This window comes from Aminipila butyrica, assembly GCF_010669305.1.
GTDB classification, from domain to species: domain Bacteria; phylum Bacillota; class Clostridia; order Peptostreptococcales; family Anaerovoracaceae; genus Aminipila; species Aminipila butyrica.
In genome coordinates this window covers 3,266,996-3,284,712 of record NZ_CP048649.1, presented here as the reverse complement: position 1 = coordinate 3,284,712, position 17,717 = coordinate 3,266,996, and the positions used below count along the sequence as shown (strand labels likewise).

General features: G+C 46.7%; 16 protein-coding genes. 14 read left to right on the top strand and 2 right to left on the bottom strand.

From position 1 onward, the window contains the following. The first annotated feature begins 17 nt into the window (after positions 1 to 17). From atpG to Ami103574_RS15295, 14 genes are all read left to right on the top strand, one after another. Positions 18 to 884, top strand: a complete 867-nt coding sequence (gene atpG, locus Ami103574_RS15360; RefSeq protein ID WP_163067828.1) for an ATP synthase F1 subunit gamma — start codon at positions 18 to 20, stop codon at positions 882 to 884. Between the two features lie 36 nt (positions 885 to 920). Then, positions 921 to 2,315, top strand: coding sequence for a F0F1 ATP synthase subunit beta (atpD, locus tag Ami103574_RS15355; protein WP_163067827.1), 1,395 nt, complete (start codon positions 921 to 923; stop codon positions 2,313 to 2,315). Positions 2,316 to 2,342: 27 nt separating this feature from the next. Continuing rightward, on the top strand, positions 2,343 to 2,777 hold the full coding sequence (locus Ami103574_RS15350; RefSeq protein ID WP_163067826.1) for a F0F1 ATP synthase subunit epsilon: 435 nt from the start codon (positions 2,343 to 2,345) through the stop codon (positions 2,775 to 2,777). A 207-nt stretch (positions 2,778 to 2,984) separates the two neighbouring features. Next, positions 2,985 to 5,216, top strand: a complete 2,232-nt coding sequence (locus Ami103574_RS15345) for a transporter substrate-binding domain-containing diguanylate cyclase (RefSeq protein ID WP_163067825.1) — start codon at positions 2,985 to 2,987, stop codon at positions 5,214 to 5,216. Positions 5,217 to 5,480: 264 nt separating this feature from the next. After that, complete coding sequence (locus tag Ami103574_RS15340; protein ID WP_163067824.1) at positions 5,481 to 6,863, top strand: citrate/2-methylcitrate synthase; 1,383 nt, start codon at positions 5,481 to 5,483, stop codon at positions 6,861 to 6,863. A gap of 279 nt (positions 6,864 to 7,142) precedes the next feature. Then, entirely contained in the window at positions 7,143 to 8,237 is a 1,095-nt protein-coding gene (locus Ami103574_RS15335) for a lytic transglycosylase domain-containing protein (protein ID WP_163067823.1), read from the top strand. Between the two features lie 329 nt (positions 8,238 to 8,566). Then, positions 8,567 to 9,232 (top strand): L-serine ammonia-lyase, iron-sulfur-dependent subunit beta, encoded by a 666-nt coding sequence (gene sdaAB, locus Ami103574_RS15330; RefSeq protein WP_163067822.1) that lies wholly within the window; start codon positions 8,567 to 8,569, stop codon positions 9,230 to 9,232. A gap of 17 nt (positions 9,233 to 9,249) precedes the next feature. Beyond that, positions 9,250 to 10,125, top strand: coding sequence for an L-serine ammonia-lyase, iron-sulfur-dependent, subunit alpha (gene sdaAA / locus Ami103574_RS15325; protein ID WP_163067821.1), 876 nt, complete (start codon positions 9,250 to 9,252; stop codon positions 10,123 to 10,125). A gap of 36 nt (positions 10,126 to 10,161) precedes the next feature. Further along, complete coding sequence (gene mtnA / locus Ami103574_RS15320) at positions 10,162 to 11,244, top strand: S-methyl-5-thioribose-1-phosphate isomerase (protein ID WP_163067820.1); 1,083 nt, start codon at positions 10,162 to 10,164, stop codon at positions 11,242 to 11,244. Continuing rightward, complete coding sequence (locus tag Ami103574_RS15315) at positions 11,241 to 12,125, top strand: DMT family transporter (protein ID WP_163067819.1); 885 nt, start codon at positions 11,241 to 11,243, stop codon at positions 12,123 to 12,125. The genes mtnA and Ami103574_RS15315 overlap by 4 nt, the downstream gene beginning before the upstream one ends. Further along, a complete protein-coding gene (locus tag Ami103574_RS15310) occupies positions 12,115 to 12,909 on the top strand; it encodes a segregation and condensation protein A (RefSeq protein WP_163067818.1) in 795 nt (264 codons plus the stop codon). The genes Ami103574_RS15315 and Ami103574_RS15310 overlap by 11 nt, the downstream gene beginning before the upstream one ends. Beyond that, entirely contained in the window at positions 12,887 to 13,468 is a 582-nt protein-coding gene (gene scpB / locus Ami103574_RS15305; RefSeq protein ID WP_163067817.1) for an SMC-Scp complex subunit ScpB, read from the top strand. Before Ami103574_RS15310 ends, scpB begins: the two co-directional genes overlap by 23 nt. Before the next feature lie 44 nt (positions 13,469 to 13,512). Next, positions 13,513 to 14,748: a DUF4026 domain-containing protein gene (locus tag Ami103574_RS15300; RefSeq protein ID WP_163067816.1), complete on the top strand. Its 1,236-nt coding sequence runs from the start codon at positions 13,513 to 13,515 to the stop codon at positions 14,746 to 14,748. Positions 14,749 to 14,843: 95 nt separating this feature from the next. Beyond that, entirely contained in the window at positions 14,844 to 15,554 is a 711-nt protein-coding gene (locus Ami103574_RS15295) for a B3/B4 domain-containing protein (protein ID WP_163067815.1), read from the top strand. A gap of 87 nt (positions 15,555 to 15,641) precedes the next feature. Here the strand turns inward: Ami103574_RS15295 and Ami103574_RS15290 are convergent, their stop codons facing one another. Continuing rightward, complete coding sequence (locus tag Ami103574_RS15290) at positions 15,642 to 16,592, bottom strand: hypothetical protein (protein ID WP_163067814.1); 951 nt, start codon at positions 16,590 to 16,592, stop codon at positions 15,642 to 15,644. A 64-nt stretch (positions 16,593 to 16,656) separates the two neighbouring features. After that, positions 16,657 to 17,565: a D-alanyl-D-alanine carboxypeptidase family protein gene (locus Ami103574_RS15285; RefSeq protein WP_163067813.1), complete on the bottom strand. Its 909-nt coding sequence runs from the start codon at positions 17,563 to 17,565 to the stop codon at positions 16,657 to 16,659. Between the last annotated feature and the right edge of the window lie 152 nt (positions 17,566 to 17,717).

The following is a 17,717-nucleotide window of genomic DNA, read 5'->3' as shown; positions in this document are numbered from 1 at the left end:
CAGTATAGGAGGAAAATATGGCTTCAAACAATATGCAGGATATAAAACGCCGCATAAAGAGCGTAACCAGCACAGAGCACATAACCAGTGCCATGAAGCTCGTTTCAGCTGCCAAGCTGAGAAGGGCTAAAGCCACCTTCGAAAAAACAACTGAGTATTTTCATTATATTACAGAGTCTATAGCAGATATTTTCAACAATGTCACTGACGTTCCAGAGCGATATCTGGGCGGAAGCCGGGAAATCAAAAAGACTTGTTACATCATCGTGACCAGTAACAGGGGCTTATGCGGAGGCTTCAACACTAACATTATCAAGCAGGCGGAGTCTGAGATCAAGGCTGATCCGGAGAAGCCGGTCATCGTGGCTGTTGGCACAAGAGGAAAGGAATATTTTGAAAAGAGAGACTACGAAATCTACAAAGAGTACGTAGGACCTCCGGAGGATATTTCCTTTCTGCAAACAAAGCAGATCAGCCGGCCGATTATCGACATGTACAATTCCGGCGAGGTTGATGAGGTAGTGATTATATACACTTCCTTTAAGAACTCCATGGAGCAGGTAGTGAAGTGTGAGACGTTGCTGCCTATCACTATGCAGAAGGATCCAGAGGTCATGAAGCACGACAGAGAGGTGGAATATGAACCCTCTGTTGAGGCAGTGTTTGACTATTTGATTCCCAAGTATGTAGAGATTAAGGTGTACGGAGCTATTGTTGAATCTGCTACCTGTGAACACGCTGCCAGAAGAATGGCTATGGAAAACGCTACGGACAATGCCAGAGACATGCTGGAGAACTTGTCCCTGTTCTACAACCGGGCAAGACAGGCAGCCATTACAGATGAGATTATTGAAATCGTTGCAGGGTCTGAGGCCCAAAAATAAGTTGTTACAAGAGAAGTAGGGGAGGTGGTTTGGAATATGGAACAGAATAAAGGTATTATTCACCAGATTATCGGACCGGTTATCGATATAAAATTTTCACCCGAACATATGCCTGAATTGCTCAATGCTATTATCATCAAGCACCAGGGTAAGGACATCGTAGCAGAAGTATCACAGCACGTAGGAGACGACATCGTAAAATGCGTAGCCTTGTCTGCTACCGACGGTCTCACAAGAGGCATGGAGGCCATCAATACAGGTTCTCCAATCCAGGTGCCTGTAGGCAAAGAGGTTCTGGGCCGATTGTTCAATGTTATCGGTGAAACCATAGACGAAAAGGGACCGGTTGCAACGGCGGAGAAGCACTCGATTCATCGAGAAGCACCGCCTTTTGAAGAGCAGGATACCAGTGCAAAGATATTTGAAACCGGTATCAAAGTTATCGACTTAATCGCACCATATACTCGAGGAGGAAAGGTTGGCCTTTTCGGTGGAGCGGGCGTTGGTAAAACCGTTCTGATCCAGGAGCTGATCAGTAATATCGCCAGAGAACATGGTGGTATCTCTGTATTTGCTGGTGTTGGAGAAAGAACAAGAGAAGGTAATGACCTGTATTATGAAATGATTGAGTCAGGCGTTATCGATAAGACAGCAATGGTATTTGGACAGATGAATGAACCGCCGGGAGCCAGAATGCGAGTGGCCCTGACAGGTTTGACGATGGCTGAATATTTTAGAGATGTGGAAGGACAGGACGTGCTTCTGTTCATCGACAACATCTTCCGATTTACACAAGCAGGTTCAGAGGTATCGGCACTACTGGGGCGTGTACCATCAGCAGTAGGCTATCAACCGACACTGGCCACAGAAATGGGTGCGCTTCAGGAGCGTATCACTTCCACCAAGAAGGGCTCTATCACATCGGTACAGGCTATCTATGTACCGGCGGATGACTTGACGGACCCGGCACCGGCAACGACTTTTGCTCACTTGGATGCGACGACAGTATTGTCTCGTTCCATCAGTGCGCTGGGTATTTACCCAGCCGTTGACCCGTTGGAATCCACTTCAAGAATCATGGACCCGAACATTCTGGGAGAAGAACATTACGATACAGCCAGAAACGTACAGGAAGTGCTCCAGAGGTATAAGGATCTGCAGGATATCATTGCCATCTTGGGTATGGATGAACTGTCTGATTCAGATAAGCTGACCGTTTCCAGAGCAAGAAAGATTCAGCGGTTCCTGTCTCAGCCGTTCAGCGTTGCAGAACAGTTTACCGGCATGGAAGGGAAGTACCTGCCATTAAAGGAAACTATTCGTGGCTTTAAGGAAATTCTGGAAGGCAAACACGATGAAATTCCGGAATCTTTATTCCTGTTAGCAGGCGGTATTGATGAGGTTGTAGAAAAGTTTAAGGCGTCAAAGTAATTTTTCGCCGGGAAGGGAGATAAGAACATGGCTAAGAGTGTATTACTTGAAGTTATAACACCTTCAAAACTATTCTATAAAGATAAGGTTGAGATGGTTATAGTCCGCACCTTAACAGGCGAAGAAGGATTTATGGCAGGCCATACTTGGGCATGTAAGCTCCTGGATGTTGGAGTTATGTGGATCAAAGAGGAAGGCTCTAATGAATTTAAGGCTGCTTCCATAGCAAGTGGATATATAGACGTAAAAGAAAACATTGTCATATATACCGATGCAGCGGAATGGGTTGAAGAGATCGACGTGGACCGAGCTGCCAAGAGAAAGGCCATCGTGGAAGAGTGGCTGGAATGCCATGACCTGACGAACGCAGAAGAAAGCGAACTCGCCAGAGCACAGGTCAGTCTGATGAAGCAGATCAGCAGAATGAGCCTGGCCTCAAACGGCGCCAGAAGAAAACGATAAATAAAATAAAAGGTGGAACGTTCCACCTTTTATTTTTTTAGCCTTTTTTAAGTGTTTTTGATTGACCATGAAAGGAAGAATGATATAAGCGCGACGTCTGATTAAAAATAATTTCATGAGAAAATTGTTTGAAAGTTTGAAAAGACCTGGAAAATTGTCACAAAATTTAATATACTATAGCAAAGTCCCTATTGAAGGAGATGCAATATGATGGTAAAAAATAATCAGCGCATAAGGTGCACAACAATCCGAATTTTGCTTGCTCTCTTAGCTTTATTGACCGCGCTTGCTTTCTTGATGCCGGCAGACCTTTCTTTTGGTCAGACCAAGGCGGGAATAGACAAAAAGGTCGTGCGGGTAGGGTACTATCTGTACGAGGGCTACCAGGAGGTAGACGGAGAAGGAGTCTATTCTGGTTATGGGTATGACTACTTGAAGGAAATATCTCAGTTTGCCAATTGGGAATACGAATTTATCCAGGCGTCTTTTCCAGATTGTATTCAGATGCTGGAAAAGGGGGAGGTAGATATTGTAGGTGGTTTGGACAAAGAAGCACTTCAATCAGATAAAATTGCTTATTCTCATCTCTCCAACCGAATTTCTGATACCTTGCTGTACGTCAAAGCTTCCGACGAAGATTTGAATTTTGACGATTTTGAGAAAATGGATGGTATTGCTGTAGGCGTCCCGGCGAAGGACTACCACGAAACCTACCTTGACGATTACGCCAGTCAGCATCATATTACCTTTGAAAAAAAATATTACGCCACCTTGCAGGACATGGAGAATGCTTTAGAAAAGGGCGAGGTGCGGGCCATTCTCACCTCAGGAGAGACCAACAAAAAATATAGCAAAGTTATTGGCAGCATGGACCAACACCAGCTATATTATGGAGTTAATAAAAAGAATCAAGGCCTTTTGAATGAACTCAATCAATCCATGCAGAATATTAAAAATAGCAATCCATCCTATGACCTTCAAATACAAAATAAATATTTTATTAAAGAAAATATTGCCTCCCCATCCTTTACGGCGGAGGAATTGGAATATATTAAGAAAAAAGGTACCGTGAAGGTCTCTTATGATCAGGGTTGGCAGCCCATCGAATATTACGATGAAAAGACAGGAACCATCAAGGGAGTTACCAAGGACTTATTTGATCTGCTGTCTAGATATACGGGGTTAAAGTTTGAATTTGTTCGGGCGACTGATTTGAGTGAAGCCTTAGATGATGTGAAGACCGGGCGGACGGACATGATTAGCTTGGTGTCGCACGATTACAATGTGTCAGAGAAGCGGGGGATCTACACCACCAGCATCTGTATCAATGCCTCTCTGGTGGGGGTAGTAGCTAAAGAGCGAAACTTTGATGGTATTGAGCAGGTGGCCATGCCTAAAGATTACTATGTAGATATCCTAAAGCATTACAAGGTTAAGGAGTACGACACGGTGGAGGACTGCTTTGAGGCGGTCAATTCTGGGGAGGCTGATGCCACTATTGCAAATGCCTATGCAGCCAATTATTATTTAGCTAATCCTAAGTTTGTGAATTTAATCAGCCAAGCTATGATTGGCTATTCCGAGGATTTATCCTTGGGTGTATCTAATCAGGAAGATATTGAACTGCTGAATATTTTAAACAAAGGCCTGCACTGCATTTCGGACATGGAATTATCTAATATTATTTTGAAAAATTATGTGGTGTATGAACAGCCAAAGTTCAGAAAGTTATACTATTCCAACCCGGCTTTCTTTTTGGGCTCTATCATCGTTTTGGTGGCTGCCGCTATTGGGGTGCTGACATATTTGATTATGCTGAAAAACAAGATGAACGCTACCAACTTGAAGATGATTGAGTTTCTTAACATTGAAAAAAGTCGTATGGAAAACTCCTTGCGCAGCGAGGCGGACCGGGATATGCTCACAGGCCTGTTCAACCGGCGGAAAATTGAAGCGGAAGTCCGGGAATTTCTGCTGAAAATAAGTGTGGACGAGCAGATTCGTCTGCAAAATAATGACGAGCCGGGACAGGGGCTTCACAGTTTGATGATAATTGATCTGGATGGATTTAAACTAATTAATGACCGTTATGGGCATCCCGAGGGCGATACGCTGCTGAAGCGGATTGCCACAGAACTGGAGCAAGTAGTAGGGGAAGAGAATCTAGTGGGACGCCTAGGGGGAGATGAGTTCGTCTTTCTGTTTAAGAATATTGACGGCAAGACAGAAGCTAAAATGTGGGCAGATATCATTCGAAGAACTCTCAGCTCAATCTCACAGGAGAATGAAAAATGGCAAAATATTTCTGCCAGTGTCGGCGTGACTCTCTTTGGAGCGGAGAGCTATAGTTTTAAAGAACTGTATGAAAAGGCTGATGGGGCTTTGTACCAGGCAAAGGAAACAGGAAAAAATAAAGCGGTCATCTGTATGGAAATATAGGAGGCCAAAGTGTGCAGCTAGCAGAGCTGAGGCCGGACAAGGGAAGGCCTCAGCTTTTTTCAATGGTAGAAAATATAGAAAAAAAGAGGGGGGATAAATGAGGGAGTTCAAAATATGGGAACTAATTTGTCTTTACAATAAAACGATTATTCTTTATAATATACAAAGAAACCTTGAAATGAAGAGTTCCACTTTAAGGGGAAAACGTAGAAAAGCGTCGAAAATAGATTAGTTTGCTCAGATGCTGCGAGAGGGGGTACAAATATGTACGGAGAAATATTAGACGATAAATATTCTAGGATAACAGATGAGATACAGAAGTTGGCGGACAAGTGCGTGATGAACAGTACCATCGACAACTCCCTGTACAAGAAATACGAAGTGAACAGGGGCCTTCGAGATCTGAAAGGAAATGGCGTACTAACCGGGTTAACGGAGATTTCCGGTATTTACGCTTTTGATATTAACAAGGAAACCGGGGAGAAGACTCCTGCACCGGGTAGGCTATATTATCGGGGATACAACATCAACGATATCGTCCGCGGTTTCGTGGAGGAAAAACGGTTTGGCTTTGAGGAGGTAGCTTACCTGCTCATTTTTGGCACCTTGCCCAGCAAGGATCAGCTGGCGGACTTCAACTGCCTTTTGGCAGAATACCGAACACTGCCGCCTAGTTTTGTACGAGACATTATCATGAAAGCGCCCAGTACGGATATGATGAATAGCTTGGCGAGAGGAGTGCTGACCTTGCATTCCTATGATAACAAGCCTAACGATACGTCTATCCCTAATGTGCTGCGGCAGTGCCTGCTGCTGACAGCAGTATTTCCGCTATTGGCGGTCTATGGGTTTCAGGCGTCTAGGCATTATCATTACAGAGAAAGCTTATACATTCATATACCAAAACCAGAATTGTCTACTGCGGAAAATATTCTTCATATGTTGAGGCCGGACAGCAAATACAGCGAATTGGAAGCCCGGCTGTTGGATTTGGCGTTGGTGCTCCACGCTGAGCACGGAGGCGGAAATAACTCTACCTTTACCACACATGTAGTCTCTTCTTCTGGCACAGATACCTATTCGGCCATTGCCGCGGCTTTGGGGTCGCTAAAAGGGCCTAAGCACGGCGGTGCGAATATCAAGGTGGTACAGATGTTTGATGACTTGAAAGAGCATGTTACTGACTGGAGCAATGAGGAGCAGATTCGAGATTATTTGCAAAAGCTTCTTCACGGAGAAGGCTTTGATAAGACCGGTCTGATTTATGGTATGGGACATGCGGTCTATTCTCTATCGGATCCGAGAGCAGAAATTTTTAAGAAATTCGTGGAGAATTTGGCCAAAGAAAAGAATCGGGAGCATGAATACAAGCTGTACGCCAGCATCGAACGCATCGCCGCTGAGCTCATCGCCGCTGAACGGAAAATCTATAAAGGAGTTAGTGCTAACATCGACTTTTACAGTGGATTTGTATACAGCATGCTGGATTTACCGCTGGCTCTCTATACGCCGATTTTTGCTATCGCCAGGATGGCGGGATGGAGCGCTCACCGAATTGAAGAGTTGATTAATGCCGGAAAAATTATTCGGCCAGCCTACAAAGACGTGGCCGAACTGAGGGCATATATGCCAATTTCCAGTAGATAAACAGAGCCGATTTAAGGAGAAAATAGGGGTTTGAAAGGGTGGAAATTTAGGAATATTATTACAAATAAGGAAGCGCATATTTGTTATGTCAATACCTAAAATAAAGTTTTTTTAAAAGAACATAGTAGAAGCAAACCTTGAAAAATGCACGAGTTAGTTATGGCTTACATATGGTATAATTTTCTGAAAATAAGCAAAAAGGTATACTTTTTGTTTATAAGTGCTATAATAAAAAATGTCTTATGAAAAGACAAGAAAGAAAGAGAGGGAAAGCAAGGTATGGCAAAGAAGCTTATATCTGTGTGGCTTTCATTGACCATTGTACTTTTCTCATCAATTTCTATATATGCTGAAGACTACGTTCAAGGAGATTTTTTTAACAAGAAAGTCGTTATAAATGGAAGTGAGGTTGTAAACTACAACCTTCAATATCCGTTCTTCCTTTATAAAGGCACGACTTACATTCCATTAAGTGCAGATATGGGAAATATCTGTGGATTTAAAGCAGAAATGGACTGGGAAAGCCGCACATTAAAACTTCTAAAAACGGAAGAAACTCAAAAGACCATCACAAAGGATTGGGCCAAGAACAACGGCTATGATATCAAGCTGCAGATTCTGCCCGATGTCAAAGTATTAGCTTATCAAGAACTTTCAGATGAAAAAGAGGCAGTAGCCGAAGTCCAAGAGGAGGACGGTGAAGTAATAGAAGCGCCTGAAATATTAGTCGAAGAAGTGAATTTAGAAGGAATGCCAGTATTGGCAATTGGAAAGTATGTGTTCATCCCTGCAAAGGCGATGGGCAACACCAAAGTTTTCAACTGGAACTTATACTACGATCCGTACTACGGCCTATGTATGAGCACCGTTGAAGGCAAGTCCGCCCAAAGCTTCTGGAGCGAATCGGCATCCAGGCACAACCGAGGGCTGGTCAACTATATATTAAATTACAACGGCAGTTTGTCGACCTCGTATGCACAGGACTTAGTGTTCATGTTTCAGCGGGCCGCTACTGTATACAAGGTAGATGTCAACCTGCTTCTGGCTATTGCACAGAAGGAGAGTACCTTCAACGCCGGAGTGGTATCCAGAAGTGGAGCCATTGGAATGATGCAGATTATGCCGTCTACGGCAGCTGGATTCGGCGTGTCAGCTCAGCAGCTGAAAGATCCGCGGACCAACATTACGGTGGGGGCCTGCATGATCGGCACTGGCTTGACAAATTACAACGGAGACCGGGCGAAAGCGCTGTCTGCGTACAACCAAGGCTCCGCCAGCGTCAGCCGGGGAACCTACTCCAACGCCTATGCCACTAGAGTTATGTCGGCATACAGCGGAGTACAAAATTTTCTTTCTGTAAACGGATATAATTAACTGAACAGTGGGCCCATGCGGGAGAACGACCGCTGAAGCAGAAAGAAAATTAAAAAAATCACGACCATAAAAGCATATAGTATAGAAAAGCAGAAGACCGGGGCCATGCCTCGGTTTTTTGCTGCCTGCCTAAATATATTTCAATCCATATAAACAAATAGGTCGGTGAAAATATGGGTGTTTCCATGAAGAAAAATTTGTAAATCTTCATGGCTGCAAGTATAATACTAGTATGTGATTAAAATGCGGGCAGAATAAGAAAAAGCCGGCAGAAGATAGATGGGTCAAGGGCTTTTAACGGGGGAAGCAACGAAAGGAGAATCAGATAGATGAATACCAGCATTTTTCAGGTGGCAGGGCCGGTAATGATCGGACCTTCCAGCTCTCATACGGCGGGAGCTGCCAAGATTGGCCGCATTGCCCGTCAGATTGTCAACGGAGATTTTGAGCGGGTGACTTTCGGACTTTACGGTTCCTTTGAGAAGACCGGCAAAGGCCACGGCACAGACAAGGCCTTATTGGCGGGAGTCTTGGGCATTCGGGAGGATGATGAGGACATTTCTCGTTCCTTTGAACTGGCGGGACAAGCCCAAATTGAGTTTGAGTTTTATCCGGTGGAACTGGATGGTGCCCACGAAAACTCCGTGCTGATTACCTTCTTTAAGGAAGGTCAGGTAAAGACGACGGTTCAAGGGGCCTCCATCGGCGGAGGGAATGTGCGTATCGTCAAGATTGATGGCTATGAAATTGGTATCAGCGGTCAGCTGCCCACTATTTTCGTTAAACAGAACGATCAAAAAGGCGTTATCAGTCATGTGGCTACCGTGCTGGCAGACAGCGATATCAATATTGCTACCATGAAGGTCAGCCGCATGCAGAAGAAGCAAGATGCCATCTGTGTTATCGAAATTGATGACTCCATTGATGAAACCATTTTGCAAAAGCTCAAGGAGCACCCGTACATTCAAATTGTGCGGTTCATTGCCTGTGCATAAAGGAGAAAGGAAGCATTATGTATAAAAACATTAAAGGGCTGCTGGCTCTGGCGGAAGACAGGCAAGTGAGTCTATCTCAGATTATATTAGATAATGAAGTCAAGCACAGTGAGAAGAGCCCGGCGGAAATTTTGTCGGTTATGGCTTCTCGCTATGAGGTCATGAAGAACTCAGCGGAAAAGGCGCTGGAGCAGCCCACCAGCCCAGAGGGCAATTTAATCTGCGGCATCGCTGCTGCCCAGTACGGATACGCTACCGGCCAGTCAGATACCCTCTGCGGATCTTTTGTTAATTTGGTTATGGCCAGAGCCTTATCCTCCAGCGAGGTGAATGCTTCTATGGGAAAAATCTGTGCCATGCCTACAGCGGGATCCTGCGGAATCGTTCCGGCGGTCATTCTATCGGTGGCAGAACGGCAAGGGGCTTCGGAGGAGAAGACTTTGCTGGCTTTGCTGACGGCTTCCGGTCTGGGGGCTATCGTCACGGAAAATGCTACTGTGGCCGGAGCAGAAGGTGGCTGTCAGGCCGAATGCGGCGTGGCAGCTGCCATGGCTTCGGCAGCTGCAGTGGAACTGTGGGGTGGTACCCCGGCCCAGTCCGTGATTGCTTTCAGCCTTTGCCTGATGAATATCATGGGGCTGGTCTGTGATCCAGTGGGCGGCTTGGTACAGATTCCCTGTGCCCAGCGGAATGCGTCTCAAGCGGTAAACGCATTGCTCAGTGCAGACTTGGCCATGGCCGGCGTTCAGAGCTACATGGACGCAGATGAGGTAGTGGAAGCCATGTATAAAGTGGGCAAGATGCTGCCGATGCAGCTGCGAGAGACCGCCTTGGGGGGGATTGCAGCCACTGAAAGCGCCGTGAAACTAATGGAAAATATGAATAACAAATAATTTGAAAAGACGGATTTGCCATGTGGAGGAGGAGAGATGACATCTTTTGTATCGCCTATAAAATATGAAGAAGAGACTCTGTATTTATTGGACCAAACGCTGCTGCCAGGACAGGAGGTATACGAGCCTATTCGGACCAAGGAAGACTTGTGGGAGGCTATCTACAAGCTGAAAGTTCGGGGGGCGCCGGCTATTGGTGTGGCGGCAGCCTGGGGGCTCTACGTTTGCACCAGGGAGTTGCAGGGAGCAGATTTTGAGGACTTTTTTCAGCAATTTCATGAGGTAAAGGAATACCTGGCTACTTCCCGGCCCACAGCGGTAAACTTGTTTTGGGCCCTAAACCGCATGGAGGACAAGCTGCTCTCCATGCGGGGAGCTGCTTGGGACTTGGAGCACATAAAGCAGCAGTTGAAAGAAGAAGCGAAGTGCATTTATGAGGAAGACGTGGCCGCCTGCCACGCCATGGGCACCTATGGCCTTTCTCTGCTAAAACCGGGGATGGGCATCCTCACCCACTGTAATGCGGGCACGATTGCCACAGCCAAATACGGGACTTGTTTGGCTCCTCTTTATTTGGGACAAGAGCAAGGCTATGATTTTAAGGTCTTTGCCGATGAAACCAGGCCGCTGCTTCAAGGAGCCAGACTAACGGCTTGGGAGTTGGACAAGGCTGGGATGGATGTGACGCTAATCTGCGATAACATGGCTTCCATCGTGATGAAAAATGGCTGGATTCAGGCAGTAGTGGTAGGTTGCGATCGGATGGCGGCTAACGGAGACGGAGCCAACAAAATCGGCACCTCTGGCGTGGCTATTCTGGCGCGAGAATACAATATCCCCTTCTATATGTTTGTACCAACGTCGACTATCGACCTGAACACGCCTACGGGTGCAGACATCCATATTGAGGAGCGCAAGGGGGAAGAGGTATACAAAATGTGGTATGAAAAGCCCATGGCTCCAGATGGAATCAAGACCTATAATCCAGCTTTCGATGTGACTGACGCTAAATACATTACTGCCGTGGTTACGGAAAAAAGCATTGTCTATCCACCTTATGACGTGAATTTGCCCAAGCTCTTTGCCGAGCAAGGGCCTGCAAGCGAGGAAAAAGCATGAATATCTTTGAACGAAATGTAAAAAAAGTTGTAATTTTAGCAGTTATAGCAGCCGCCTTTTCATCTATCTTTGTACGGCTGACCTCTGCACCCCCTATGGCTATTGGTTTTTACCGGCTGACCTTTGCCCTTCCTATTTTTGCAGGAATTACGCTGGTTCGGCATCGGCAAGAAGTGATGACCCTGACCAAGAAACAGCTGGGCGGCTGTGCTATAGCCGGGATATTTCTGGCAGGCCATTTTTTCTCCTGGTTTACGGGCGTAGGGCACACCAGCGTGGCCAGTGCCACCGTCCTCGCCATGACCGATCCCTTTATGATTTTGTTGATTTCTGTATTTATCTTTAAGGAGAAAACCAATAAAAAAGCGGTGGCGGGGGTCGTCGTCGCCTTTATCGGCAGTGTTATTATCTCCGGCAGCGATTATAGCATATCCTCGGAGGTGTTGTTTGGGGACGTTATGAGCTTGTTTGCAGCCTTGTTCATCGGCCTGTATCTGATGGCGGGGAATAAGTTCCGCAAGGGCATCCCGGCGGCGGTGTATGTGTTCTTTGTATTTTTCTTCTGCTGGCTGACCTTTGCCTTGGGCATGCTGGTAACCAAGACCCCCTTTACCGGCTATAGCACGGAGGATATGTTCTGGATATTTGTTATGGCTATGGTGTGTCAGATTGGGGCACACGCAGTCTTCAACTGGTGTCTAGGCTATACCTCGGCACTCTACATAGCTACCTGCGAAAATTTGGAGACCTTTATTGCCACTGGTTTGGCGGTAGTGCTCTTTGCGGAGATTCCTTCCCTGTGGCAGGTGATCGGCGGGCTGACTATCGTAGCCGGGGTGACTTACTACACCAGACATGAGGGGGATCATCATGGGGTATAAAGTAAAACTGGATATCTTTGAAGGACCTTTTGACCTGCTGGTCTATCTGATTGAGCGGGCAGAAATGAACATATATGATATACAGGTAGCGGAGATTACCAGCCAGTATCTATCCTATGTGGAACAGATGAAGGAAGCTGATGTCAATGTGGCAACGGAATTTATGGTGCTGGCCGCATCTCTTATTGAGATTAAATCCAAGATGCTTTTGCCCCGGAGCGTACCTCTGGAGAATGGATTTGAACAGGAAGAAGACCCTCGGAATGAACTGGTGGAGCAAATCTTGGAATATAAAAAATTCAAGGCAGCTGCCAGCCTGCTGGAGACGTATCAGCAGGAAAAAATGCGTTGCTTTCAGAAACCTAAAGAAGACTTACAGCCTTACGTGGGAGAAGCAGACCAGCTGTTATCCCTGGACATCCGGCGGTTTGTATCGGCCTTCAACTTGTTCCTGCGGAAGAAACAGCGGGTAGATGAAGTGCGCCGTCATTATACCAGAGTAGAGCGGCAGAAACAGAGTGTCGAGATGAAGGTTCAATATATTGTAGATTTCTTTAAAAGACATAGCTTCCGGCAGGTGTTTTTTAAGGAATTGGTTCCTCCATCTGGAAACCGATATGACGTGGTGCTGACCTTCACGTCTATGCTGCAGATGATTCGAGACCGTCTGGTGCGCGTGGAGCAGCATCACTCCTTTGGAGAGATGTCCTTGGAATTAGTCCTTCCTGGGGAAGAAGAATACGGGGAAAAAGGAGAAGCGAATGACGACCAAAAAGACGATTAAGTCCGCCTTTGAATCCATGATGTTTGTCTGGGGGGAGCCTCTGGACGTGAAGACCGCAGCAGATGTGTTCGATATCAGCTGGAAGGAGGCTTACGACTGTTTCTTGGAATTAAAACAGGAATATGAGCAGGAGGGGCGGGGCATCCGCATTATTGAGATTAACAAGACCTTTCAATTTATTACGAATGGAGACAATGCGCCTTACATTGAACGGCTGTGTACGCCAGTAAAAGAGAAAAAGCTGTCTCAGTCGGCTTTGGAGGTCTTGGCAATCATTGCCTATAAGCAACCCATCACAAAAGGCGAAATTGATTCCATCCGAGGCATTAAGTGCGACCGGGTGATAGAAGGCCTGTTGAAAAAGGAGTTAATTCAAGAAAAGGGCCGTTCCAATGGTATTGGCCGCCCTATCTTATACGGGACGACCGATGCCTTTTTAGGACATTTTGGGTTTGAAAATATCCGAGATTTGCCGGACATTGAGAACATAGAAAGCGCTGTTACGGCAGAGGATCCAGAGGATGAGGTGTATGCCCAACAAATTAAGTTAGACTTTTGATGGGTAGTAATAATAATAGTTAAAAAGTAAGATGGAGGTAAATCATGAGGGACATATCCCATATGTTGGCTGTACCCGTCCTGGAGGAAGAGTTGATGGATTTGGACGGCATGATGACCAGACTCTCCCAAGCAGATGGCATCCAAATCTGCCAGGCGACGATGGAAGAGGAAGTGATGAAGCTGCGGCTCCAGATAGATCAGGCAGACTATTCGGTGGAGCTATATCCCACAGGATTTCAAGTTCCGGAGTTGTACCGATCTTTGCACGCTTTTCCTGACGTAGATATAGAGGCTTTGCAGCAGATGGAAATTGGTTTGGCGGTGGAGATGACCTACGGGGCAGATGCCTTGGCTTCTTACCATGCACAGCTGCGGATTATCCACGCCCTGTTACCAGAGAAGCTGGCCGTCTTTGACGACAGCTCAGAAAAGATTTTATCCGGCCGCTGGGCAGCCCTGGCGGCTTCCTCCAAGATTCCGCCGGCTCCCCGGTATATTTACACCGTTCAAGCTGTAAGTGACCCCGAGGACGATTTAGTGTGGCTTCACAGCCATGGATTGAACCGCTGCGGGATTACAGAACTGGAAGTGCTCCATTCCTCCAAAGCCGTGTATCAAAGCCATTATTCGGTAATGGAGATGATGGCCAACCGGCTGCTGGAGATGGAAGAACCCTTGGGGCCTTTGGAGCCCCTATTCCTGGCCCATCTCACCAGTGAGGAAAGCCTGGTAGGTACTTTAGTACCATGGGAGCAGGCGGTGGAACTATATGCCCCCCATATGCTGGGGGGAAAGAACGATCGAGAGGAAAGCCACAACGGTCATACCAGTGCTATTTTTGTTTATCCATCCTATGAGGACTTTCAGCAGGGGACTTACGGTGCCTTATCTCTCTATGACGAGCATTTGGCGGGCAACCCGATCTATATGCTGACCACTGGAGAGACGAAGCGGATGAAGGCTTTGGCGTTGGAGCGGCTGGAATACATGCAGAAGGCCTTTGGCAAGGAAGAAAGTACTATTCAGGTGAAATTGGGCTTGGAGATTGATGAAGCCCATCGCTCAGAAGATTTGTCCACGGAGCACATCTGGTTTGAAGTCTTGGGGATGGGGCGGGAAGGAATGACCGCCAAGTTGACCCAGGAGCCTTATTACATAGCTGATCTCCACAAGGGAGATACGGGTCAATATCCCTGGGAACTCATAACCGATTGGGCTATTTACACGCCAGAACGGCGGATTACTCCGGATGACGTGTACCTGTTGGAAAGCAAATAAGCGACTAAAAGCAGACTGCTGTTTCTAAGTCCAGCATCATAAGGGCAATTTGAGCGGATTGGTACTAAAGACAAGAGCCGAAAGGAGCACAAACTGTGAAATTTAGAATAGAAAAAGAAATTTTTGATCGGATTCCCGACTTAATGGTTGGCGTTGTTGTTGCAAAAGGTGTCGATAACAGTAATATAAACCCACAGATTGCAACCTTGTTAGACGAGGCTGTGGCCTCTGCGAAGGTAAAGTTTGAGAATATCAAGGTAAAGGAGGCAGAGGAGATATTGCCTTACCGAGAAGCGTTCCAAGCACTTGGGATGAATCCCAATAAGTTTCGTTGCTCAGTTGAAGCCATGTTCTCTCGGATTGCAAAAGGAAAAGAGCTTCCGCATATCAACCCTTTAGTCGATTTAAATAATGCCATTTCCCTGAAACATGTAATCCCCATGGGAACCCATGACCTTGGCTGCTCTCCGGAAGATATTGAAATGCGCTATTCCGTAGACGGCGACACCTTTTTACCTTTTGGAGCAAACGAGGAAGAAGTCGTCTCGCCCGGAGAAGTAGTCTATGCCGTTGGTCATCAGGTTCGAACCAGACGTTGGACATGGCGCCAAAGTGAGCATGGGAAGATAACGGGGAAAACGTCTTATGTATTTTTTCCCATTGACGGCTTTATTGGTTTTAATCATGCTATGGTAGAACAGGTCGCCCTTGAGTTATCCGTTGCTCTAAACAAACTTTTTCAATGTGAGGTGAAAACCGGTTGTGTAGATAAACAAAACCGGGAATTAGATTTAAGTTTCTCCTGAAATAGAATAATCCTAATAACAAAAATGCCGGACAAGAAACCATAAAAGGTTGTTCTCTTATCCGGATTTTTTTCTGTTGCTGACGAATTATAGGCACTTGCAGCGCTTATGGACGGTTCCGTCGGCAGATACGCAGCTGCAGGCTCCGCATATACCTTCTCCACAGCATAGATTCGCATTTTTACTGGAAATTAAGGCCGGAGGCTCTGGCATACTAGCCAGCAAGCGGCGAATCTCTTCGATGTAGAAATCGGAGGCTAAAACCACCAAGGCCGTACAACGGGTTTCCTCTATCAATTGTTGAAATTTCTCTGCTTCCAGATACTCGCTTAGGCTGGTTAACCGAACCTGCTCCCGAGGGAAGTCCGACGGCAGGTTCTCCCAAACCGCCGCCTCTGCCAGCTTATCGGTATCCACTAATAGAGCGGATACCGCCTCCTTGCCTGCCCAGTGCAGCAGGTTGACAGCGGGGGCAAAGCCTACACCTTTTGTCAAGACTAGCAGTTTGCTATCTGGTAAAAGACGACCAAACCTGCCTCGAATGGACTCCAGCTGGGAAATGCCTCCTCGGTAAACTCCCCGAAGAATCAGCTCTTCCTCCTGGGCACAGATGGCTTTGGTCTTGGCGGAAATACCTTTGATCAGCAGCGTGATGGTACCTTGGGCTCCATCGGCGCTCATAACGGAAATGGGCGTTTGGTAATAGGCTGGGGTATCGGGAGCCTGTAAGAATACGTAGCTGCCAGGGACGGCTGCTTTTAGAGCAAAGCCTCGTCCGACAGACAGGGTTAAGGCAAATAGGTCTTCCAAATACGTTTCTTTAGATAGAATTCGGGCGCTGAAGTCCCGGCGGGGGTTGTTGATGCGTTCCCCGTTTTGAGTAAATTCGTTGTATATGCAAACGCCTTTCCACAGGCAGTCACAGTAGTCTTTTCCCTGCAATCTGCTGCATATGAGGCAGTCCCCTGTGGCAGCCAGATAGCAGGGGCAGTTTTCGGTACCGCTGTCGATGCAGTCCATATTTGTTGTCGCGTTCATGAATATCCTCCCACCTGATTATACTATTATCCTATCAGTATATTTTCACCGGGAGGAAGAGGTGCTAGGGCTTTAAAGAAAATCCATAGTCCATAAGCCTGTAGGAGTCGTTAAACCAATCGGGGGCCCCCATCACGACGCAGATAAGCTGTCGGCCATCTCGGCGGGCCGAGGCCACGAGGGTTCGTCCAGAGGCTTTGGTGTAACCAATTTTAATGCCATTCCCACCTTCGTATTGGTGGACAACTTTATTTTTGTTGTAGAAGTAGTTGTATTTGTCAGGGGCTCGGCTGGCATTCCATTCTTCTGTGGCAGCAATCCGACGGAAGGTCTTGTTTTTCATGGCAGCTTGAGCGATGCGCCCCATGTCGGCAACGGTGGTGTAATGGTTTTCGTCAAAGAGGCCGCTGGGATTTAGAAATTGGCTGCCTGTGCAGCCCAGCTCCTGAGCTCTGCGGTTCATCTCATCAATAAAATGCTGCTGATCACCGCCGATAATCACGGCCAGAGCAGTAGCGGCATCGTTGCCGGAGCGGAGCATCATCCCATATAACAGATCTTCAATGGTGACGGGCTCTTGGGCCGCCAGATAGATGGAGGAGCCTTCCACACCCACGGCCTCAGGAGGAATTTTTACCTGTTGGGTTAAGTCGCTTTTTAGCTCTTCCACCCGTTCAATGGTCAGCAGAGCGGTTAAAATCTTCGTGGTACTGGCAGGATAGGCTTTTTCCTCCGCATTTTTTTCATAGAGCACCCGACCTGTATCGGCGTCCAGGAGTATGGCCTGGGCAGCTGATATGGAAGGTGCCGGCAGTGCAGCAGTCTCTCGGCTTAGAGCCTGGGGTACCAGGTACACGACAGCGGCAAAACTTGCCAGAGCGATAAACAACCCCAGAAAAAGCCCCTTGCGAGACAAAGAGGGCTTATGGACAGCCGGAAATTTTTTTAGTCCTTTGAATTTACGTAATTTCATTGGTCAATCCTCCATTTAGTAAATGTATTCTCAATTTTTCTCCATTATGAAAAACTTTATAGTGGGATGGCTTGATAAAATGACTCAGCTGTGGTAATATAATGGGAGCAATTTTAAAACACATAGTCTTGGCGCAGTTTGGCTCGGACCAG

What these genes read in the sequence shown, in the direction of transcription:
- atpG (WP_163067828.1), top strand. Translation starts at nt 18, where the DNA reads ATGGCTTCAAACAATATGCAGGATATAAAACGCCGCATAAAGAGCGTA.
- atpD (WP_163067827.1), top strand. Translation starts at nt 921, where the DNA reads ATGGAACAGAATAAAGGTATTATTCACCAGATTATCGGACCGGTTATC.
- Ami103574_RS15350 (WP_163067826.1), top strand. Translation starts at nt 2,343, where the DNA reads ATGGCTAAGAGTGTATTACTTGAAGTTATAACACCTTCAAAACTATTC.
- Ami103574_RS15345 (WP_163067825.1), top strand. Translation starts at nt 2,985, where the DNA reads ATGATGGTAAAAAATAATCAGCGCATAAGGTGCACAACAATCCGAATT.
- Ami103574_RS15340 (WP_163067824.1), top strand. Translation starts at nt 5,481, where the DNA reads ATGTACGGAGAAATATTAGACGATAAATATTCTAGGATAACAGATGAG.
- Ami103574_RS15335 (WP_163067823.1), top strand. Translation starts at nt 7,143, where the DNA reads ATGGCAAAGAAGCTTATATCTGTGTGGCTTTCATTGACCATTGTACTT.
- sdaAB (WP_163067822.1), top strand. Translation starts at nt 8,567, where the DNA reads ATGAATACCAGCATTTTTCAGGTGGCAGGGCCGGTAATGATCGGACCT.
- sdaAA (WP_163067821.1), top strand. Translation starts at nt 9,250, where the DNA reads ATGTATAAAAACATTAAAGGGCTGCTGGCTCTGGCGGAAGACAGGCAA.
- mtnA (WP_163067820.1), top strand. Translation starts at nt 10,162, where the DNA reads ATGACATCTTTTGTATCGCCTATAAAATATGAAGAAGAGACTCTGTAT.
- Ami103574_RS15315 (WP_163067819.1), top strand. Translation starts at nt 11,241, where the DNA reads ATGAATATCTTTGAACGAAATGTAAAAAAAGTTGTAATTTTAGCAGTT.
- Ami103574_RS15310 (WP_163067818.1), top strand. Translation starts at nt 12,115, where the DNA reads ATGGGGTATAAAGTAAAACTGGATATCTTTGAAGGACCTTTTGACCTG.
- scpB (WP_163067817.1), top strand. Translation starts at nt 12,887, where the DNA reads ATGACGACCAAAAAGACGATTAAGTCCGCCTTTGAATCCATGATGTTT.
- Ami103574_RS15300 (WP_163067816.1), top strand. Translation starts at nt 13,513, where the DNA reads ATGAGGGACATATCCCATATGTTGGCTGTACCCGTCCTGGAGGAAGAG.
- Ami103574_RS15290 (WP_163067814.1), bottom strand. Translation starts at nt 16,592, where the DNA reads ATGAACGCGACAACAAATATGGACTGCATCGACAGCGGTACCGAAAAC.
- Ami103574_RS15285 (WP_163067813.1), bottom strand. Translation starts at nt 17,565, where the DNA reads ATGAAATTACGTAAATTCAAAGGACTAAAAAAATTTCCGGCTGTCCAT.